General features: G+C 70.6%; 16 protein-coding genes. 10 read left to right on the top strand and 6 right to left on the bottom strand.

Annotated features, from left to right (window positions below; translation table 11 throughout):
* Window positions 1-99: 99 nt before the first annotated feature.
* Together LRD69_RS29020 and LRD69_RS29025 are read right to left on the bottom strand one after the other, a co-directional pair.
* A complete protein-coding gene (locus tag LRD69_RS29020) occupies window positions 100-1,125 on the bottom strand; it encodes an Rv2578c family radical SAM protein (RefSeq protein WP_277329481.1) in 1,026 nt (341 codons plus the stop codon).
* Between the two features lie 175 nt (window positions 1,126-1,300).
* Window positions 1,301-1,525, bottom strand: a complete 225-nt coding sequence (locus LRD69_RS29025; protein ID WP_277329482.1) for a winged helix-turn-helix domain-containing protein — start codon at window positions 1,523-1,525, stop codon at window positions 1,301-1,303.
* 128 nt (window positions 1,526-1,653) lie between these two features.
* Between LRD69_RS29025 and LRD69_RS29030 the strand changes: the two genes are divergently transcribed.
* Window positions 1,654-2,034 carry a hypothetical protein gene (locus LRD69_RS29030; RefSeq protein ID WP_277329483.1) on the top strand — a complete coding sequence of 127 codons (381 nt, stop codon included), beginning with the start codon at window positions 1,654-1,656 and terminating at the stop codon, window positions 2,032-2,034.
* A gap of 921 nt (window positions 2,035-2,955) precedes the next feature.
* On the opposite strand, the gene LRD69_RS29035 is transcribed toward LRD69_RS29030, so the two are convergent.
* Window positions 2,956-4,461 (bottom strand): recombinase family protein, encoded by a 1,506-nt coding sequence (locus LRD69_RS29035; protein ID WP_277329484.1) that lies wholly within the window; start codon window positions 4,459-4,461, stop codon window positions 2,956-2,958.
* 288 nt (window positions 4,462-4,749) lie between these two features.
* On the opposite strand from LRD69_RS29035, the gene LRD69_RS29040 reads away from it, so the two are divergent.
* Window positions 4,750-5,193 carry an SRPBCC family protein gene (locus LRD69_RS29040; protein ID WP_277329485.1) on the top strand — a complete coding sequence of 148 codons (444 nt, stop codon included), beginning with the start codon at window positions 4,750-4,752 and terminating at the stop codon, window positions 5,191-5,193.
* A gap of 189 nt (window positions 5,194-5,382) precedes the next feature.
* Window positions 5,383-7,836, top strand: a complete 2,454-nt coding sequence (locus tag LRD69_RS29045) for an MFS transporter (RefSeq protein WP_277329914.1) — start codon at window positions 5,383-5,385, stop codon at window positions 7,834-7,836.
* An 844-nt stretch (window positions 7,837-8,680) separates the two neighbouring features.
* Here LRD69_RS29045 and LRD69_RS29050 read toward each other — a convergent pair.
* Both LRD69_RS29050 and LRD69_RS29055 read right to left on the bottom strand, forming a co-directional pair.
* On the bottom strand, window positions 8,681-10,750 hold the full coding sequence (locus LRD69_RS29050; protein ID WP_277329486.1) for a polysaccharide deacetylase family protein: 2,070 nt from the start codon (window positions 10,748-10,750) through the stop codon (window positions 8,681-8,683).
* Between the two features lie 6 nt (window positions 10,751-10,756).
* On the bottom strand, window positions 10,757-11,161 hold the full coding sequence (locus LRD69_RS29055; protein WP_277329487.1) for a hypothetical protein: 405 nt from the start codon (window positions 11,159-11,161) through the stop codon (window positions 10,757-10,759).
* A 313-nt stretch (window positions 11,162-11,474) separates the two neighbouring features.
* Here LRD69_RS29055 and LRD69_RS29060 point away from each other — a divergent pair, with 313 nt between their 5' ends.
* Entirely contained in the window at window positions 11,475-12,521 is a 1,047-nt protein-coding gene (locus tag LRD69_RS29060) for a chitinase (RefSeq protein WP_277329915.1), read from the top strand.
* A gap of 10 nt (window positions 12,522-12,531) precedes the next feature.
* Here the strand turns inward: LRD69_RS29060 and LRD69_RS29065 are convergent, their stop codons facing one another.
* The gene (locus tag LRD69_RS29065; RefSeq protein ID WP_277329488.1) at window positions 12,532-13,434 is read right to left on the bottom strand and encodes a LysR family transcriptional regulator; all 903 of its coding nucleotides are present in this window, start codon (window positions 13,432-13,434) and stop codon (window positions 12,532-12,534) included.
* A 118-nt stretch (window positions 13,435-13,552) separates the two neighbouring features.
* On the opposite strand from LRD69_RS29065, the gene LRD69_RS29070 reads away from it, so the two are divergent.
* From LRD69_RS29070 to LRD69_RS29095, 6 genes are all read left to right on the top strand, one after another.
* Window positions 13,553-14,545: an aldo/keto reductase gene (locus tag LRD69_RS29070; protein WP_277329489.1), complete on the top strand. Its 993-nt coding sequence runs from the start codon at window positions 13,553-13,555 to the stop codon at window positions 14,543-14,545.
* A 300-nt stretch (window positions 14,546-14,845) separates the two neighbouring features.
* Window positions 14,846-15,586 carry an alpha/beta fold hydrolase gene (locus LRD69_RS29075; RefSeq protein WP_277329490.1) on the top strand — a complete coding sequence of 247 codons (741 nt, stop codon included), beginning with the start codon at window positions 14,846-14,848 and terminating at the stop codon, window positions 15,584-15,586.
* A gap of 177 nt (window positions 15,587-15,763) precedes the next feature.
* Window positions 15,764-16,597, top strand: coding sequence for a M55 family metallopeptidase (locus tag LRD69_RS29080; RefSeq protein ID WP_277329491.1), 834 nt, complete (start codon window positions 15,764-15,766; stop codon window positions 16,595-16,597).
* Window positions 16,590-17,933, top strand: coding sequence for a M20/M25/M40 family metallo-hydrolase (locus LRD69_RS29085; RefSeq protein ID WP_277329492.1), 1,344 nt, complete (start codon window positions 16,590-16,592; stop codon window positions 17,931-17,933). Before LRD69_RS29080 ends, LRD69_RS29085 begins: the two co-directional genes overlap by 8 nt.
* 22 nt (window positions 17,934-17,955) lie before the next feature.
* Window positions 17,956-19,944: a prolyl oligopeptidase family serine peptidase gene (locus LRD69_RS29090; protein WP_277329493.1), complete on the top strand. Its 1,989-nt coding sequence runs from the start codon at window positions 17,956-17,958 to the stop codon at window positions 19,942-19,944.
* Window positions 19,941-20,885, top strand: coding sequence for an LD-carboxypeptidase (locus tag LRD69_RS29095; protein ID WP_277329494.1), 945 nt, complete (start codon window positions 19,941-19,943; stop codon window positions 20,883-20,885). The genes LRD69_RS29090 and LRD69_RS29095 overlap by 4 nt, the downstream gene beginning before the upstream one ends.
* Window positions 20,886-20,983: the final 98 nt, after the last annotated feature.

Raw genomic sequence — 20,983 nt, forward strand, 5'->3', positions numbered from 1 at the left:
GGGGAGAGTTGACCCATTTGCCCGCTCTCGGTCCGCACGGGCCCGATGCAGGGCCCGCGCTGCCACGGCCCCGCCCGGGTCCTGCGTCGGACCGCCGACTCAGAGCAGGGTCAGCTGGGTGGGGGCGGAGCCGTCCGCCGGCGACTGCGGCTCCTGCTGCACGGGGATCCGGCGGGCCTCGCCCCGGCGCGCCGGACCGATCCCGTACTCGGCCGCAAGCTCGTGCACCCGGCGGGTGATGGCCCGCTGGTACCAGGTGGGTGCGTACGACCCGTCCGCGTACATCCGCTCGTAACGCCGCACCAGCTGCGGGTGGTGCCGGCCGAGCCACTGCATGAACCACTCGCGGGCGCCGGGCCGCAGGTGGAGTACGAGCGGGGTCACCGAGCTCGCCCCGGCCTCGGCGATCGCCCGGACCGTGGCGCGCAGTTGCTCCGGGCGGTCGCCGAGGAACGGGATGACGGGCGCCATCAGGACGCCGCAGTCGATGCCGTTCTCGCTCAGCGTGCGCACGACGTCGAGGCGGCGCTCGGGGGAGGGGGTTCCGGGTTCGACCGTGCGCCACAGCTCGGCGTCGACGAAGCCGACCGAGACGGAGATGCCGACCTCGGTGACCTCCGCGGCCTGCCGCAGCAGCTCCAGGTCGCGCAGGACGATCGTGCCCTTGGTGAGGATCGAGAAGGGGTTCGCGTGGTCGCGGAGCGCCTCGATGATGCCGGGCATCAACCGGTAGCGGCCCTCGGCGCGCTGGTAGCAGTCGACATTGGTGCCCATCGCGATGTGCGCGCCGTGCCACCGGCCGGAGGCGAGGTGGCGGCGGAGCAGTTCGGGAGCATTGATCTTGACGACGATCTGCGAGTCGAAGCCGAGCCCGGTGTCGAGGTCCAGATAGCTGTGGGTCTTGCGGGCGAAGCAGTAGACGCAGGCGTGCGTGCAGCCCCGGTACGGGTTCACGGTCCATTCGAACGGCATCCGCGACGCGCCCGGTACCCGGTTCACGATCGAGCGGGCCCGGATCTCATGGAAGGTGATCCCCCGGAACTCGGGGGTGTCCGAGTTGTCATCAATAGTGTATGAGAGTCCCAGCTGGCCTGGCGTTCCCTCTCTCAAGCTGTCCCAGCGCATGGGCGCTCCCATAGTTGTCGGTGTTCGCATTCAAAATAGAACACCCGTTCCCATGCGGGGTCAAGCTCGTCCCGGGCATGAAGAAGGCCCCGCAGCCGAAGCCGGGGGCCTTGTTTCGTGGGGCAACGCGGGGGCTGGGATGTCAGTCACGACGCTTCGGCCCTGCCGACGGCCGTTAACGCAGGACGTAACTCCCAGCGCCCAGGACGGTGCGGAGGCGTCCCTCCTCACGCAGGGCCACGACTGCCTTCTGGACCGTGGACTGGGTTACCCCGTACTCCGCTGCCAGCGGGACTGTTCCGGGGAACCGCTCGCCTGGCGCCCACTCGCCGGCATCGAGGCGGCGGCGGAGGTCGTCGGCCACCTGGGGCCAGACGGGTACAGAGCGATCAAGGTCCATGTCACAAGCGTGTGCGGTTATGCGTCAGCGGGCTACCGCGGTACCGCGTAAGCGCGTAAGGTCGGAGATGAAAGCGCCCCGGCGACGCAGCGAACGTCCCGGGGCTGGCTGCCTACAAGGAGGCGACGGTGGACATCATAGAGACCTGCGGCGACGAAGCCCCCGTCCCTGCGGACCACTCCAGGGACGCCCTGATGGAGCTGGCAGCCGACTGCTGTCTGGCCCCCGGGCATGACGGTAGCCACCACAACGGCTATGCCTGGTGGTCCAAGCCGGACCAGGCGCCCCAGAAGGACCGCAGCACGTTCGGGAAGACCGTGGCCGACAGGGCGGATTTCCTGACGGCGATGCTGGGTGACATCAGTTCCGAGTCTGCTGATGTGGTCTTCGGAGCGGTGGTGTTGTCGGTGCTGGCCCTGGGCGTGGACGCGTCGGACGCCGATGTACTGGCTGACGCATTGCTCACGCTGGACGGGCTGTTCGACGCGTTCCCGGCGGTGACGTCATGAGCGACGCACCCAGGCCCCTCCTGACGCTGCGGGTCAGCCGGGATGGCGGGAAGACCTGGGGCGCGCGGACTGCATTCACGTCCGCTGACAATCTCTCGCCGCTCCTCACGGGTATTTGGCCCCCGTGCCGTTGCCGTCGCTGCAAGAAGGACGGAGAGGCCCGCGGCCAGTAGTGGCCGCCCTGGCCACGACAGCGGCCACAACGACAAAGGCCCTGGCCACTCCCGAGATTGGGAGCGGTCAGGGCCTTCGGTGTGTCCGGCCAGACCGGCCACCAGGCCAGTGCCGGCCGGACAGCGGCAGCGAAGCGGACAGGCCGCGCGGCCAGGAAGTTGGACCAGGAGGACGTCGTCGTCTGCTGTCCATGCGATCTGACCTGGAACTTTCGGGTGACGCGCGGCGTGACCTGGGGAGTGGCGTCGTTCATCGGGGTAGTCTCCTTGCTGGTTCTTGGATGGGGTTGTGAACGCTCCTTGAGCAGGCACGGCGACGACCCGGGCCGACTGGCTGTCGACCCGGGCTGTCTCACCCATCCCGAAAGGAGCCGTGCGGAGTTGACCGGTCCGCACCCCGGAGTCTGGGATCGCAAATGGGCCTGCCACGACAGCGCGACGCATCCGACCCCCAGCTGCCAGGCAAGGGAAGGAGCGCGCGCCTGCCGAGACAGGCCCACGGGAGGACGTTGGTTACCGGCTGTCCTCGTTGCCGGAGATCTTCGGAGGATGCGCGGGCGGAGTGCTTGGCAGCTGCCGCGCTGTCGGTGGCGCTGAACCGCGCCGTCATCACTGACCGGGGAGGACGTGAGAAACCCTCGCGGTACTAGACCGGTGAGGGTGCCACCTGCCGCAGGAAACCCCAGGTCAGCGGCACAACGAAGGGGCCGACCCCGGCGGGCCAGCCCCACGTCTGCGCTGTCGGCGGCTACTCCGACGCGGCGTGTTCCTCTTCCCCGCCGACGTCCGGGACATCTGCCCAGCGCACGACAAGCCGCGCTGGATCGAAGCCCTTCGGGCCACGGCGGCCAGGCAGGAGAATCAACTCCTCGAAGGCGTCGGCGAGTAGCTCGCGGCGATCGTCAACCATGGCTTGCGCCCAGAACTCTGACATCGTGAGACCCGTCGCGACCAATTCCGTCCGGCGCTCCGGCTCCTCGTCCGCCAGCTCATCCCGCCGGGCCTGGAGACGCTGGAGCCTGGCGAAAGTCTCCGTATCGGCGGCCGTAGCCAGGTCCGCCAGCGTGTCACGGATGTCGGCCTCCACCGTGGCCAGCTCCTCTACGCCGGAGACAATGGCGCGCTCCCTGTACATAGGCATGTGCCCGACAGCGGTCAGGTAGCGGTCCGTCAGGTACTCCTCGATCGGGCCGGCCGTCACGCTGACAGGTCCTCCGCAGGTCCCGCCCTGGCTCCGCGCCGTGCAGCGGTAGCCGATGACAGGCTCCGGATTCTGCGTGCGACTCCGGCGCCGGTAGACCTGGAGGGTTGCTCCGCAGCCCTGGCAGGACAGCAGTGTTGAGAGAAGCCTGGCGGGGTGTCTGCCGCCGCTATAGGGCGCGGCTGGGTTGGGAGCCAGGACAGTGCGAATAGCGGCTACCTGGCCCGCCGTGAGGACCGCCGGCCACGGGGTCAGAATGTTGCCCTCATCGTCGCGGAGCGGGCGGCCATTCTCCGTGGCCCGGCCCATGATGGCGTCACCGGTCAGAACCTTCGCCAGGGTCACGCGGGACCATTCCCTGGCCCGCCTGGGCTTCACACCAGCGTGGTTGAGACGTCGGACGATGCGGTTGAGCGGGTCAGGCTCCGTCTTAAGGAGTGCTTCTGCAGCTTCTCTGACGTGATGTGCTTCCGTCGGTTCGATGGTTAGAGCCCAGCCAGGCCCGTCAGGGTTCTCGATGGCCTTGTATCCGAACGGTGGCGTACCGCCTCCCCAGCGGCCAGCGCGGCGCAGGCGACGGGCCCTGTCCTTGCTTCGCTGCCTGATGCGTTCACGTTCGGAGCGGCCTACCTCCGCCTGGATCACGAAGCGGAAGCGGAAGGCGTCGCCGTGGTTGGAGTCCAGGCCGAAGCAGTCGACCAGGCGCACCGGGCGATGGCTGGGCCGACCCGTGGCAGGGTTCTTGCCCTCGATCGTGTCCAGGATCGTAGCAGCGACGTTCAGGCCCTCTCGGGTCAACCGGTCTGTGTGGTACGGGACCAGGACCTCACAGCGGCCGGAGCGGGCATCGTCCAGCCATGCTTCGAACTCCCCGCGGTCGCGGTAGCCGCCGGACTTTCCGTCGTCAACGTGGACTGGCTCCAGGACTTCCAGCCCCTCCCGTTCGCACAGGGCACGCATGTCATCGATCATGCCCTCCAGGGAGACGTTCTCCGCGTCGGCAGCAACGGACAATCGGGCGTAAAGGCTGGCCCGCGGGCGGCGTGTCGTCATGGACGGCAGCGTAGCTGGCTTGATGTGCGTCTGAGGGAAGTTCGGATGTGTCGAAGGTATGCGTGGTCACCGCGTCGGCGGCGAAGAGCGCCCCGGTACCGGCCCCCCGGGTGTTCTCGACCAGATTGTCCCAGCGCATGGACGCCTCCTCGGTAGCACTGGCGACAGAATAGAACGCTTGTTCCCTTGATCGCTTTCTCCCCTTCGTCCCCGGTCCGGATTTTGAGCGGAGTGCCCGAAGTGATTGGCTCAGCACACCCCGAACAACCGAGTGGTGGAGGAACAGCCATGGCGCAGGTCGAGGCCACGACAGAGCGGATCATCGCCGCGGACGCGGAGACGGTGTTCGACGCGCTGGCCGACTACAAGGAGGTCCGGGGCAAGGTGCTCCCCGGTCACTTCAGCGAGTACGAGGTGCGCGAGGGCGGTGACGGCGAGGGCACCCTCGTCCACTGGAAGCTCCAGGCCACCAGCAAGCGCGTCCGCGACTGCCTGCTGGAGGTCAGCGAGCCCACCGACGGGCAGCTCGTCGAGAAGGACCGCAACTCGTCGATGGTCACCACCTGGACCGTCACACCGGCGGGCGAGGGCAGGTCCAAGGCCGTCGTCTCGACCGTCTGGAACGGCGCGGGCGGCATCGGCGGGTTCTTCGAGAAGACCTTTGCGCCCAAGGGGCTTGGCCGCATCTACGACGAGCTGCTGCAGAACCTCGCCACCGAGGTCGAGAAGTAGCACCGGGCGCCCCGTACCGGACTCACCGGTTCGGGTGGTTTTCCCAGGCCGTCGGTTGCGCGCCGTAGTGGCTCCCACCGGGGGATAAGCCCCCGAGTGCGCCGTCAGCGCCCCTTCGTCGCGTTTGCCTCTCTTGTCGCGCAATGCGAGAAATGGGCGGCGCAGATGCGACGAGGGGAGCGGCACGTGGTGGGCGGCGGGATCACTCTGGTGAAGGACGAGCCGGACGGCGCGGGAGACACCGGCGCGGAGACGGCCGCCCCGCCCGGCACGGAGACCGCGCTCTCGTCCTCGCCACCGTCCGTCCCGGACTCGCAGGATACGGCCGGACAGGAGATCGGCCCCCGCCGTATCCGGCTGGTCTTCATCGGGCTGATGCTCACTCTGCTGCTCGCGGCGCTCGACCAGATGATCGTCGCCACCGCGCTGCCGAAGATCGTCGGGGAACTGCACGGTCTGGAGAAGATGTCCTGGGCGGTCACCGCCTACCTTCTGGCCTCCACCATCGGACTGCCGATCTACGGCAAACTCGGCGATCTCTTCGGCCGCAAGGGTGTCTTCCAGTTCGCGATCGTCGTCTTCGTCGTCGGCTCCGCGCTGGCCGGCTGGTCACGCACCATGGACGAGCTGATCGCCTTCCGCGCCGTCCAGGGCGTCGGCGGGGGCGGGCTGATGATCGGGGTCCAGGCCATCATCGCGGACGTCGTCCCGCCCCGCGAACGCGGCCGGTTCATGGGACTGATCGGCGCCGCCTTCGGCCTGGCGTCCGTCGCCGGACCGCTCCTCGGCGGCTTCTTCACCGACCATGCCTCCTGGCGCTGGTGCTTCTACATCAACGTCCCGTTCGGCCTGGTCACCCTCGCCGTCATCACCGTCGTGCTGAAGCTCCCCAGGCCCACCGTCCGGCCCCGCCTCGACGTGCTCGGCGCACTGCTGCTGGCCGCCGCCTCCACCTGCCTGGTGCTGCTGACCAGCTGGGGCGGTACGGAGTACGCGTGGGGCTCGCGCACCATCCTGGGGCTGGCTGCCGGAGCTGCCGGAACGACACTGCTCTTCCTCGTGGTCGAGCACCACGCACCCGAACCCGTCATCCCGCTGCGGCTGTTCCGCGACTCGATCTTCAATGTCACCGCGCTGGTCGGCGCGGTCGTCGGCGTCGCCCTGTTCGGTGCCGCCAGCTATCTGCCGACGTTCCTGCAGATGGTCGACGGCGCCACCGCCACCGAATCGGGCCTCCTGATGCTCCCGATGATGGGTGGCATCGTCGGCGCGTCCGTCGTTTCCGGCCAGCTGATCTCCCGTACCGGCCACTACCGCGTCTACCCGATCCTCGGCAGCGCGATCTCGGTGGTCGGCATGTGGCTGCTCTCCCGCCTCGAGACCGACACCCCACGCATCGAATACAGCGTGGCGCAGGCCGTGCTCGGCATCGGGATCGGCCTGATCATGCCGGTACTCATCCTCGCCGTGCAGAACTCCGTTCCGCCCGCCGACCTCGGCACCGCCACCAGCGCGAACAACTACTTCCGGCAGATCGGCGGCAGCGTCGGCGCCGCCGTGTTCGGGACGCTCTTCGCGGGCCGTCTCGCGGATGCCCTGGCCGTCCGCCTGCCGTCCGGTGCCGGCCTCCCCGACCCCGAGTCGATCACCCCTCAGCTGGTCCACGCGATGGAGCCCGCGCTCCGCGACAGCTACATCCAGGCATACGCCGACGCGATGCCACGGATCTTCCTCTACCTCGTGCCGGTGCTCGTGCTCGGCCTCGTCATCGCCTGCTTCCTCAAGGAGAAACCGCTGGTGTCCCACCACAGCCCCGAAACAGCCGCCGAGTCCGCCTCGATCCCCGCCGCCCGCATCACCGCCACCGCGCCGCCCGTCCACCTCTCGGGCGTGCCCGTGTGCGGCAGCGTCCAACACCCCGACGGCACGAAGGTCCCGCGCGCCGCCCTCACCCTGATCGACGTCCAGGGACGGCAGGTCGGGCGGGGTGCGAGCGGTGACGACGGGCGGTACGCGCTGAGCGTGCCGGGCTCCGGCAGCTACGTCCTGATCGCGGCGGCCGGCGGGCATCAGCCGCAGGCCGTCAGCGTCACCGTCGGCGAACGGCCGGTCGAGCTCGATGTGGTGCTCGGCGGTGCGGGCCGGCTGGCCGGGGCGGTCGTCACGGCCGACGGGATCCCGGTGCGGGACGCCGCCGTCACCCTCACCGATGTCCGCGGGGAGGTCGTCGCGTCCACCCGCAGCAGCCGTGAAGGCGGCTATGTGATCTCGGAGCTGGTGGCGGGGGAGTACACCCTCGCCGCCAGCGCCCCCGCCTTTCGGCCCGCCGCCCTGCCGGTCAGCGTGCAGGCGGCCAGGGAGACCCGGCAGGACATCGAACTGGCGGGCGGGGCGGTGCTGCGCGGCATCGTACGGGCGAGCGGCGGCCGGCCCGTCGAGGACGCCCGGGTCACGCTCCTCGACGCGGCGGGCAACGTCGTCGACACCCTGACCACCGGGCCCGACGGGGCGTTCCGGTTCGTGGACCTGTCGTCCGGCGAGTACACGGTGATCGCGGCCGGATACCCGCCCGTGGCGACCGTCCTCCAAGTCGCGGGCGGCGGGCGCACCGAACGCGACCTCCAGCTCGGGCACGAGGACTGACGGCCGGGGCGCGCGGCCGCAGGCCGCCTCCCGCGGCAGCCGGCCCCGTCCCGCGCGGCGGCGCGCGCGGGGCGCACCACCCCCGGAGGTGATTCCGCCGATGACCGGCGGGCGCCGGACACGGAGTCGTACCGTGGAGTCACATGCCGCAGAGCCTTGCGGTAGGGAAGGAGCCTTCCGCCATGGACCTTGGTGTACCGCCGCAGAGGGCACCGCAGCCCCGGGACGCCGCAACGGGACGTGTGCCGCTCGCCGTGGTCGTCGTCGACACGGCCGGGCTCGTGTCGCACTGGTCGAGTGGGGCCGGACGGCTCTTCGGTGTTGCCCGGGAGGAAGCCATCGGCTGCCCGGCCGGTGAACTCCTTCCGGTTTCCGGGGCGTTGAGAGGTGACGGGGAGCCGGGGCGCGACGGTGCGTACGCCGGGTCCGGCGACGGCGGCGGTGCGTACGCCGGGTCGGGTCATGGCGGCGGTGCGTACGCGGGGCCCGGCCACGGTCTCGACGGCTCGCTCAGCGGGAGCACCGCTTATCCGGCGGCGGGACGCGCCCGGGTCGACGAGTCGCAGCGCGGACGGATCGACGTCCTGTGGTGGGCCTACCCGCTGGTCGGGCCCGGCACCGAACGGCTCCTCGTCCTCGCCGCGGACGGCGGGCAGTTGGGCGACGGCGGCGGTGGCCGGGACAGCGAGACGATCGCGCCCGGCTTCGCCCTCCACACCGAATTCCCCGGCTCCCGGGAACTGGCCGGCCGGCTCCCCGAGATCCTGCCGAACATGAGCGTCCACCAGGCCACCCGGATCGTCTCGCAGGTCCTCGAACTCGGGTACCCGATCCTGGAGTTCAGTCAGCGTGACCGGGTCCCGGTCACCCCCGACTGGGGTGTGCCCCGCCGGACCCCGCGCCGCCCCGCCGAGGATCCGGGGGCCGCTCCCGACGGGGCGGCCGCGCCCCGGGCCGTGCCCCGCCCCGAACTCGACCTCGAATACGGTGCGGTCCGCGAACGGCTGGAGTTCCTCAACGAGGTCAGCGGCCGCATCGGCACCTCCCTCGATCTCGAACGCACCATCCGCGAGGTCACCAGCGCCGCCGTCCCCCGTTTCACCGACTTCGCCGGCACGCATCTGCGAGCCGCGGTCCTCGCCGGTGAGGGCTTTCCGGACGGGCCGCCCGACGTCACCACCGTCTGGCACCGGGTCTGGGTCGAGCACAACGACGAACCCGGCCGCTGGGACGACACCGTCCCGGTCGGCGAGTCCATCGCCTTCCCCGAGCACACACCGTTCTTCCAGTGCATGGTGACCGGTGAGCCCGTCCTCATTCCGTACGTCAGCGAGGAGCTGAGCAACCGGATCTCCGGCGAGTTCGAGAAGCGCGATCTGCGCCCGCTGATCACCCACCGGTCCCTGCTGATCGTGCCGCTCAAGGCCGGGTCGCCGAACGGCTGCACGAGCCTGTGCACGGTGTCGGGTTCGAAGACGGTGTCGCCGTCCATCATCACCACGATGCCGTGACGCGCATGCCGCACACCGTTGTTGAGCGCGGCGGGCTTGCCCGCGTTCGCCTGGCGGATCACCCGCACGTTCGGCAGCCCCAGGGACTCGGCGATCTCGGCGGTGCCGTCGGTCGAACCGTCGTCGACGACCACGATCTCGATGGGATGGGTGCTGGCCGCCAGCGAGTTGAGGGTGTTGGCGATGCACTCCTTCTCGTTGTACGCGGGGACGATCACGCTGACCCGTTCGGTGACCTCGGGGCCCCAGACGAATCTCCGCCCGTTGCGTTGCCGGTGGTGGCGCCGGGCGAGGACGAGCATCATGGCGAACCTGCCCAGTACGGCGACGCCCACGACCGCCAGCACCGCGGCCAGGCCGGGCACGGTCCACTCCGCGACGGCGACCGCACCGAGGAGGGCGCGGCCCTCCCAGAGGGTGGCGGTGTCGGCCGTGCGGTGCGCGGACTGCTCGGGGTTACTCTGCCGGGCGTTGCCCACGGCGCCGGGGGCGCCCTGCGGCGCCTGTGCCTGTGCCTGCTGCCCCTGCGTCTGTTGCTGAGCGCCGCTGACCGTGGTGAAGGTGTAGCCCTTCGACTTCATTATCTTGATGTACTGCGGCAGCGCTTCGAGCGTCTGGGCGCGGTTGCCGCCCGCGTCGTGGAAGAGCACCGAGGCGCCCTTCCCGGCCTTCGGCGTGGCCCACTTGACGATGTCGGACACGCCCGGCTGCTGCCAGTCCTCGCTGTCCGTGTCGATCAAGACGCTGGTGTAGCCCATCGCGCCGAGCTTCTTGTAGACGGGCCAGCTGTAGTTGTCGATCGCGTCGCTCGTCGACGAGTACGGAGCGCGGAACAGGGTCGTCGTGATGCCCGCGGCGCCCGCCAGGGCGAGCTGGGTCTGTGCGATCTCCCGCGTCACGCGGGCCGTGCTCTGGTACGAGAGATCGACATGGGTGAAGGTGTGGACGCCCACCTCGTTGCCGTCGTCGACCATCCGGCGCACCACGTCCGGGTAGCGCGAGATCATCGAGCCGACCAGGAAGAACGTGCCCGGCACATCGTTGTCGTCCAGGATGTCGAGCACCTGCTCCGTCCACTCGGGGTCCGGTCCGTCGTCGAAGGTGAGCACGATGGTCTTGTCCGGTACGGACCGGGTCCGCGCCGTGCCGCCCTCGAAGCTGAGGAACGGCCCGCCGTCGAGGACGCTGTCCGGCACATTGCTCGCGCTCGCCCCGGAGCGGACGCGCTGGTCGTTGCCGACCTCGGCCCGCAGATAGCCGTCGAGCAGCATCGCGGAGATGAGACCGAGCAGGAGCAGCAGGGCGATGATCACCCGCGGTCCGGGCGCGGCCTGGCGGCGGGCCCGCCCGATCCGGCTCGGTGTGGCGTGGCGTCCCTGGGGTCGTGGCTGATTCCGGTTCATCAAGGGTCAGCCGGTCGCCGTGGTCGCGGGCAGGGACACGGATACGGACGCCGAGGGCGACGGTCCCACCCCGTCGGCGGGAGGGCCGCTCGGGGGTGCGCCGGTGACTCCCGGCGGCGTGATCCCCTGGGGGCCGCGCTGGGCGGAGGGGGCGCCGTCGAAGGGAAGCAGCTCCGAGGGCGACATGGAGATGCCGCCCATGAAGGCGAGAGCCAGCACGGCCGCGTAACCGACGCAGGCGATGCCCAGAGCGATGCCCGCGCGGCGGAGCAGCCGGGCCCGGCGCCCGGAACTGTCCACGAAGACGGGACCGTCCTGTGCTTCGGCGCCGGTCCGTGGCCTGCGTCCACCGGCGTGTTTACGGCGGCCGTGTCCGGTCGGATTCTTCTCGATGGCGGTGTCGGAATGCATGTGCGCATGCTGACGAACTGCTATGTGCGAAGTCTGAGCCGTTCCTGGCCGAACGCTGTGAGAGGGCGGGAAGCCTGTGGGCGGACTGAGAACGTGACGGCTCTCCACCTGGCTTCCCACATGCGTGACGCCTCGTCATATGGGCTTTGCCGGCGGCCGAATGGACAATTTCTTGAGGTTTCTCGACGGACTCGGGAGAAAATTATCCGGATTCGGAAACCGGGCGATGTGTGAGAGGTTTCCGGTGTTCAGCTTTCTTTACTGTTGCTGTTCCGGAACAATTCTCGCGAGAACGGGTGCAAACTTTATGCGTATGTCACCGGAGTGCTCTTCGGGGGGTGGCACGGGCCGCACGAGGCGGGTGACCGCCGCCGTCGCCGGACTCGTCGCACTCGGGCTCGCCTGCTCGGCGTGCACGACGGGCGCTGCGGCGGACCAGGGCAAAGACGCCCCCTCCCGCTCCGGCGGCCCCACGGCCTCCGTCGCCACGACCGCCTACACCCCGTACGTCAGCGCCACGACCGCGACCGGCACCGACTCCGCCGGTTCGCCCGACACGTACAACCTCGCCTTCGTCGTCGCCGACGGCGACGCCTGCACCCCGCTCTGGGGCGGCACCACCGAGCCCACCAGCACCGCGGTGACCTCACGCGTCGCCGCACTCACCGCGACCGGCGCGGACGTCCGGGTCTCGTTCGGCGGCGCCGCGGGAACCGAGCTGGCGCTCGCCTGCGACAGCGCCGGGGAACTGGCCGACGCCTACGCCCGGGTGCTCGACGCCGTGGGCGCCACCAAGGCCGACTTCGACATCGAAGGCGACGCACTCACCGACCGGGCGTCCATCACGCTCCGCGACAAGGCGCTCCGCCTGCTCCAGAAGAAGCGGCACCTCGACGTCACGTACACCCTGCCCGTGATGCCGGACGGCCTGGAGTCCACCGGTACGGACCTCCTCGACGACGCCGCCGAGCAGAAGGTCGACCTCTCCGCGGTGAACATCATGGCCATGAACTACAGCACGTCCCACGACGGCGACATGAGCGACTATGCGCAGCAGGCCGCCGATGCCACCCACGACCAGCTCACCGACGTACTCGGCCTGTCGGACACCGAGGCGTGGAAGGCGCTGCACATCACGGTGATGCTCGGTGTCAACGACATGGCCGGGGAGACGTTCACCCTCGCCGACGCGGCCTCGCTGCGCACCTTCGCCCGACGGACGGGCGTCGGCGCGCTCTCCCTGTGGGCCACCTTCCGCGACCGGGAGTGCGCCGCCGGCGAGGACACCTCGACGGCGAGCGACACATGCAGCGGAGTCGAGCAGAAGCCGGGAGCCTTCGCGACCGCGCTGGGCGGGTGACCTGCCGCGGTCAGCGCACGGCGCCGTCGTGCGCGTCGCTGCGCACCAGGGCCATCAGCGACCGTGCGCCGGGGCTCATCGCCCCGGCGGCCGGAAGCACCACGACACTCTCGTAGAACGGCCGGGCCGCCCCGTCCAGCTCCACGGCGACCAGCCCCCGGGCCTCCGGCTTCCGGGAGAAGTGGTGTGGCACCACCGCGATCCCCAGTCCCTCGTGCACCAGTTCCAGCAAGGTGTGCACGTCGTTCACCTCGAGGCCCACCGTGCGGCGCACCCGCGCGGCGGCGAACGCCTCGTCGGCGGCGCGCCGCGGACCCCAGTCCGGATGGAAGTCGATGAACGACTCGCCGGGAAGCTCGTCCCACGCGACACGGACCGACTGTGCGAACCGGTGACCGGGGGCGCAGAGCAGCACCATCCGCTCCCGCGCCAGCGGGACGAGGTCGCCACGCCATTCCCCGGCGCTGACCGTCGAGGCGAACGCGACGTCGAGCCGCCCGCCCGCCACCCCGTCCACCAGACTCGACGTGCCCTCCTGGCGGAGCCGGATCTCCATCTGCGGATGCTTGTGGTGAAACGCGGCGAGCAGCCGCGGAACCCGTACACCGGCCACACACTGCTCGACCCCCACCGTCAGTGTGCCGCGCAGCAGTCCCCGTACCGCGTCCACGGCGTCCTTCGCCGCCCGGGCTCCCGCCAGCGTGCGCTCCGCCTCCACCAGCAGTGCGCGGCCCGCCTCGGTCAGCCGCACGGTGCGGGTGGTCCGGCTGAACAGCGGGGTCTTCAACTCCTGCTCCAAGGAGCGGATGGAGGCCGACAGCCCGGACTGGGACACGGCGACGCGCTCGGCGGCGCGCGTGAAGTGCTGTTCCTCGGCGACGGCGATGAAATGTTCCAGCTGGCGCAGCTCCATGATTGAGAAACATAGACGATAAATCCAACCTGAATTTTCTGTTGGACTGCTGGATCGTTGTCGGGGAGGCTGGAGCCCCGCGCACTGCCGCACCCCCTTCCTCCCCGTGGAGCCCCGCATGTACCTCCCGTCGCCCGACCGCTACCAGGCCATGCCGTACCGGCGCACCGGACGCAGCGGACTCCTGCTCCCCGCCCTCTCGCTCGGCCTCTGGCACAACTTCGGCAGCGACCGGACCCCGGAGACCCAGGGGCAGATCCTGCGCAGGGCGTTCGACCTCGGGATCACCCACTTCGACCTCGCCAACAACTACGGCCCGCCGCCCGGCGCGGCCGAGAGCGCGATGGGACGCGCCCTGAGCACGGACTTCGCCCGGCTCCGGGACGAGATCGTCATTTCCACCAAGGCGGGCTACCTCATGTGGGACGGGCCGTACGGCGAGTGGGGATCCCGCAAGTCGGTGCTCGCCTCCCTCGACCGCAGCCTCACCCGGCTCGGCCTCGACTACGTCGACATCTTCTACTCCCACCGGCCCGACCCCGACACCCCGCTCGAGGAGACGATGGGGGCGCTGGACTCGGCGGTCCGGCAGGGCAAGGCGCTCTACGTCGGCCTCTCCAACTACTCGCCGGAGCAGACCCGGGAGGCGGCCCGGATCCTCAAGGACCTCGGCACCCCGCTGCTCATCCATCAGCCGCGCTACTCGATGCTGGACCGCCGGCCCGAGGACGGACTGCTCACCGCGCTGGACGAACTGGGCGTCGGTTCCATCGCCTACTCGCCACTGGAACAGGGCATCCTCTCCGACCGCTATCTGCAGGGGATCCCGGAGGGGTCGCGCGCGGCGGGCAGCAGCCCCTTCCTGACACCCGAGGCGGTCACCCCCGAACTGATCAGCCGCCTGCGTGCGCTCGACGCGATCGCCGCGGAGCGCGGGCAGTCCCTGGCGCAGCTGGCGCTCGCCTGGGTGCTGCGCGGCGGACGGGTCACGTCCGCCGTGGTCGGGGCGAGCAGTGTCGCCCAGCTGGAGAACAGCGTCGAGGCGGTACGGAACCTGGAGTTCAGCGACGTGGAACTGGCCCGTATCGAGGACCTGCTGAAGACCTCCTGAAGCCTCTCGCGTCAGGAACGGCTGCGTCGTCGTGGGGCGGAGCCGGCCGGGCGGCCCGCAGGAATGCCCCGATCTCCCCGTCGGCATGCGGTCGGGCGCCGTCTTCACCCGGACGGCGGGCCGACGTCACTCCGCTGCTTTCCGGACCGCGCCACACCGGCCGGCCCCGGAAACGCTGGGTGCGTCGTCCCCTCCTTCCGAAGAGAGATCCGCATGACAGTGTCACCCGTCCTCGCCCCCCGGAACCGGTGGATACGTTCGGTGTTTTCGCTGTGTTCGCGCCGCGGGCAGGCAATCGCCGTGCTCACCGCGACGGTCCTCGCCGCAGCGGCCGGAACTGCCGCGGCCGACATCGGTACCAAGCCGACCGCGGTGCTGGTGCAGGGCGCGTTCGCCGACGCCTCCGGCTGGGACGGTGTCACCGAGCGCCTGCAGCACGACGGATACGGCGTCCTCGCCCCGGCCGATCCGCTCCGCGCACTGGCGCGGGACTCCCTGTACATAGCCGGCGTCCTCAAGAGCATTCAGGGGCCGATCGTGCTCGTCGGCCACTCCTACGCCGGCGCCGTGATCAGAACCGCCGCCGCCGAGAACCCCCAGGTGAAGTCGCTGGTGTACGTCTCCCCGCTCACTCCGGACAAGGGCCCGGCCCCCGGCGTCCTGAGTGACAGGCTCCCGGGCGGCGGACCCGGTCCGGCCCTGCGGGCCGGACCGCTCCTGAACAACGGCGGCACGGGGGTGTCCGACCTCTACGTGCAGACCGCGAAGTCCCACGCGACCTTGGCGTCGAACCTCCCCGGGGCCTCGTCCGCCGTCACGTCCGCCGGCTCCCGCGTCGCCCCGGTGCCGAACGCGGTGGCCATCACCGCACTCATCCGCCAGGCCGCCGCTGACGCGTCACCGGCACAGCCGGCCATGGCCGCCACGGGCCGGGTCGGCACCCTGGCCCTCGTGGGCCTCGGTGGTCTCGCGGGCGTGACCGTGCTGACGGGCTGCGGACTGATCGGGGCCGCCCGCAAGCGGCGCGAACCCACGCGCTGACCGGGCCCCGGTCCCGGCCGAGTTCCGCACGGCTCGCGGGCAGGGGACCACGGCGACCTGGCAAAGGACTGGACCTCTGGAGCCGAAAACGCCGCTGGCCTGGGGCTCTGTCGCCGCGTACGGTGTGGCGGCAGGAAGATTGCACGGAATTCTGACCTGTGGGAGGACTGGTACATCGTGAAGATCCTCATCAGCGCTGACATGGAAGGGGCCACGGGGGTGACCTGGCCTGCCGACGTGCTGCCCGGCACCCCGCAGTGGGAGCGCTGCCGCTCGATGTTCACCTCCGATGTGAACGCGGCGGCTCTCGGCTTCTACGACGGGGGCGCCGACGAGGTGCTCGTCAACGAGGCCCACTGGTCCATGCGCAACCTGCTGCTGGAGCAGCTCGACGACCGGATCCAGATGCTCACCGGCAGGCACAAGTCCCTCAGCATGGTGGAGGGCATCCAGCACGGTGACGTCGACGCGGTCGCGTTCATCGGCTACCACACCGGTGCCGGTACGGAGGGCGTGCTCGCCCACACCTACCTCGCCAACTCGATCACCGGCGTGTGGCTGAACGGTGTCCGCGCCAGCGAGGGGCTGCTCAACGCCCATGTCGCCGCCGAGTACGGTGTGCCCGTCGTCCTCGTCACCGGCGACGACCTGACCTGCGTGGACGCGGACGGATACGCCCCCGAGGCCCGCAAGGTCGCGGTGAAGGACTACGTGTCGCGGTACGCGGCGGTGTGCCGCACCCCGACCCGCACCGCCGCGGACATCCGTGCGGCGGCCAAGGAGGCGACCGCGCTCGCCGGGCGTCGCGAACCGGCGCGGGGCGGTTCGTTCACCGTGGAGCTGGAGTTCGACGCCGAGCATCTGGCGGCGGCCGCTACCGTCGTTCCCGGCGTGGCGCCGAGCGGTGAACGACGTGTCGCCTACACCAGTACGACGATGTACGAAGGCATTCGCACGTTCAAGGCGGTGACGACGATCGTGTCGTCCGCCGTGGAGGAGCAGTATGGCTGAGGCCACCACCCCCCAGGACTCCGTCGACGATCTGGCGCTCGACGAATCGGTGACGTTCACCTCCGAACTGATCCGGATCGACACGACGAACCGCGGCGACGGCGACTGCAGGGAGCGCCCGGCCGCCGAGTACGTCGCCGAACGGCTGGCCGCCGCCGGACTGACGCCCACGCTGCTGGAACGCACGCCGGGCCGCACCAACGTGGTCGCCAGGATCGAGGGTACGGACCCGTCCGCGGACGCGCTTCTCGTCCACGGACATCTGGACGTCGTGCCCGCCGAGGCCGACGACTGGACCGTGCACCCGTTCTCCGGGGAGGTCCGCGACGGGGTCGTCTGGGGCCGCGGCGCCGTCGACATGAAGAACATGGACGCGATGATCCTCGCCGTCGTCCGGGCCTGGGCGCGGGCCGGTATCCGCCCCCGCCGGGACATCGTCATCGCGTACACCGCCGACGAGGAGGCCAGCGCGGCCGACGGCTCCGGTTTTCTCGCCGACCAGCACCCCGATCTCTTCGAAGGGTGCACCGAGGGCATCAGCGAGTCCGGTGCCTTCACCTTCCACGCCGGACCGGGGATGCAGCTCTACCCGATCGCCGCGGGCGAACGCGGTACGGGATGGCTGAAGCTCACCGCACACGGCAAGGCGGGCCACGGCTCCAAGGTCAACAAAGCGAACGCGGTCACCGCACTCTCCGCCGCCGTGGCCCGGATCGGCGCGCACGTATGGCCGGTTCGGCTCACCCCGACGGTGCGTGCCGCCCTCACCGAGATCGCCGCGCTGCACGGTATCCATGTCGACGTCGACGCCCCCGGTTTCGACGTGGACGAACTCCTCGGCAAGCTCGGTCCGGCCGCCGCACTGGTCGCATCGACCGTCAGGAACAGCAGCAACCCGACGATGCTGGAGGCCGGTTACAAGGTCAACGTGATCCCGGGCCACGCCGTCGCGTACGTCGACGGCCGAATGGTGCCCGGCGGCGAGGACGAGTTCCGCGCCACCCTCGACCGGCTGACCGGACCCGATGTCGAGTGGGAGTTCCACCACCGCGAGGTCGCCCTGCAGGCTCCGGTCGACTCGCCGACCTACGCGAAACTGCGCGCCGCCATCGAACGCTTCGACCCGGACGGCCATGTCGTGCCGTACTGCATGTCGGGCGGCACGGATGCCAAGCAGTTCTCCCGGCTCGGCATCACGGGCTACGGCTTCTCGCCGCTGAAGCTCCCCGCGGGCTTCGACTACCAGGCGCTCTTCCACGGGGTGGACGAACGCGTCCCCGTCGAGGCGCTGCACTTCGGCGTCCGCGTACTCGACCACTATCTGCGTACGGCCTGACCCGCACGGGGGGAGATTGATGATGGTGTCCACAGGGGCCTACGGCACATGGCCGTCGCCGATCGACGCACGGCTGGCGGCGTCGCACGACGGCCGCCCGGAGTTCGTCGGCACGGTCGGCGACGAGGTGTGGTGGACGGAGCCGCGTCCTGCGGAGGCGGGCCGCCGCGCCCTGGTCCGCCGCCGGGCGGACGGCAGCACGGACTCCGTGCTGCCCGCGCCGTGGAATGTCCGCAGCCGCGTCATCGAGTACGGCGGACGACCCTGGGCCGGGGCCATCCGCGCCGACGGCGGACCGCTCGTCGTCTTCGTGGACTTCACCGACCAGCGGCTGTATGCGCATGCGCCGGACGGTCCCGGTGAACCCTGGCCGCTCACCCCGCTGTCGGACGTCGGCGACGGACTGCGCTGGGCCGATCCGCAGCTGCATCTCGACCGGGGCGAGCAGGGCGAGGTGTGGTGCGTCCTGGAGGAGTTCACCGGCGAGCGGCCCACCGATGTGCGCCGCGTCATCGCCGCCGTGCCGCTGGACGGATCGGCGGCCGAGGACCGCGGCGCGGTGCGCGAACTCACCGACGACGGGCACCGGTTCGTCACCGGACCGAAGCTCTCGCCCGACGGGCGCAGGGTGGCGTGGATCGCCTGGGACCATCCGCGGATGCCGTGGGACGGCACCGAGGTGATGCTCGCCGACCTCGCCGACGACGGCACGTTCCACGACGCCCGGAGTTTCGGCGGCGGACCCGAGGAATCGGTACCGCAGATCGAATGGGCCGCCGACGGGCAGCTTCTGTACGCGAGCGACCGCAGCGGCTGGTGGAACCTGTACCGCGCAGACCTGAACGGGGGCACGGTGGCCCTCTGCCCCCGGGAGGAGGAGTTCGGCGGGCCGTTGTGGCGCGTCGGGCTGAGCTGGTTCCGGCCCCTGGCGAACGGGCTGATCGCCACCATCCACGGCAAGGGCACCACCACCCTCGGCATCCTCGACCCGGAGACCGGTGAACTCGCCGACATCGCCGGTCCGTGGACCGAATGGGCCGAGACGCTCGCCGTGCACGGCAGCCGGATCGTCGGCGTCGCCGCGAGCCCGCGGAGCGCCTACGAGATCGTGGAGCTGGACACGGCGACCGGACGCACCCGGATCATCGGCGCGCAGCACCGGGACGAGGTCGACCCCGCGTACTACCCCGAACCGCGCCAGCGCACCTTCACTGGTCCGGACGGCCGCGAGGTCCACGCCCAGATCTACCCGCCGCGCCATCCCGGACGAGTGGGCCCCGACGGCGAGCTGCCGCCCTACGTGGTGTGGGCGCACGGCGGCCCCACCGGCCATGCGGCGCTCGTACTCGACCTGGAGATCGCCTACTTCACCTCACGCGGCATCGGTGTCGCCGAGGTCAACTACGGCGGGTCCACGGGCTACGGCAGGACGTACCGCAACCGGCTGCGCGAGCAGTGGGGTGTGGTCGACGTGGAGGACTGCGCCGCGGTCGCCCGGGCGCTGGTCGCCGAGGGCGCGGCCGACCCGGACCGGCTCGCCGTCCGCGGCGGCAGCGCCGGCGGCTGGACCGCCGCCGCCTCCCTGACCGGCACGGATGTCTACGCCTGCGGCACCGTCATCTACCCCATCCTCGATCTGACCGGCTGGGGCACCGACGAGACCCACGACTTCGAGTCGCAGTATCTGGAATCCCTCGTCGGCCCGCTCGCCGAGGTTCCGGAGCGCTACCGGTCGCGGTCGCCGATCAACCACACCGACCGGCTGGCCACGCCGTTCCTGCTGCTCCAAGGGCTCGACGACGTGATCTGCCCACCGGTGCAGTGCGAGCGGTTCCTGGCCGCCATCGAGGGACGCGGCATCCCGCACGCATACCTCACGTTCGCCGGGGAGAGTCACGGGTTCCGGCGCGCCGACACCATGATCCGCGCGCTCGAGGCCGAATTCTCCCTCTATGCCCAGACCTTCGGCATCGACCGCCCCGACGTACCGCACCTGGAGCTGAAGAAGTGACGCTCACTCCTCTGACCCGTGCCGCCCGTCTGCGACCGGGGGCCAGGGTCGCCGTCGTGTCGCCCAGCGGGCCGGTGCCCGCCGACCGGCTGGAAGCGGGCCTCGATGTGCTGCGGGGCTGGGGCCTCGAGCCCGTCGAGATGCCTCACGTCCGCGCTGTGCACCCGGAGTTGGACTATCTCGCCGGTACGGACGAGGCGCGCGCCCGGGACCTCCAGGAGGCCTGGTGCGATCCGTCGGTCGACGCGGTGCTGTGCGCGCGCGGCGGGTACGGGGCGCACCGGATGGTCGACCTGGTCGACTGGGCGGCGATGCGCGCGGCCGGGCCGAAGGTGTTCGTCGGCTACAGCGACATCACCGTGCTGCATGAGGCGTTCGCCCGGCGCGTGGGGCTCTCGACGCTGCACGGCCCGATGGTCGCCACGGGGACCTTCCTCAAGGACCCGGACACCCAGGAGTCGCTGCGGGCCACTCTGTTCGAGCCGGAGTCGGTACGGACCCTGGGGCTTCGCACGGCCGGGGTGCTGGTCCCGGGCCGGGCCCGCGGCATCACGTACGGCGGCTGTGTGAGCCTGCTCGCCGCCGGCATCGGTGCCCCGCACGCGTGGACGTCGGCCCGGGGCGGGCTGCTGATGATCGAGGACACGACGGAGGAGCCGTACCATCTCGACCGCATCTTCACCCAGCTGCTGCGGGCCGGGGCGTTCGCCGGGATATCCGGAGTGGCCTGTGGATCCTGGGCGGACTGCGGGCCGTACGAGGAGGTGCGGACGGTGCTGGCCGACCGGCTCGGCGGGCTGGGTGTGCCCGTCGTCGAGGAGCTGGGCTTCGGGCACGGTCCGACGGCGCTCACGATTCCGTTCGGTGTCCCCGCCGTGCTGGACGCCCCGGAGGACGGAAGCCCGGGCACGCTGACGGTCGAGGTGCCCGCGCTGGTCTGAACCGCGCGCGTACGCGAAGAAGTTGAACAACCCTCAGGAAACGCCGTCACGGTCGTTGACTTCGCCATGACACATGTCACAGCATGGGCGCGACCCGG

It is taken from the genome of Streptomyces sp. JH14 (genome assembly GCF_029428675.1).
Classification (GTDB): Bacteria; Actinomycetota; Actinomycetes; order Streptomycetales; family Streptomycetaceae; genus Streptomyces.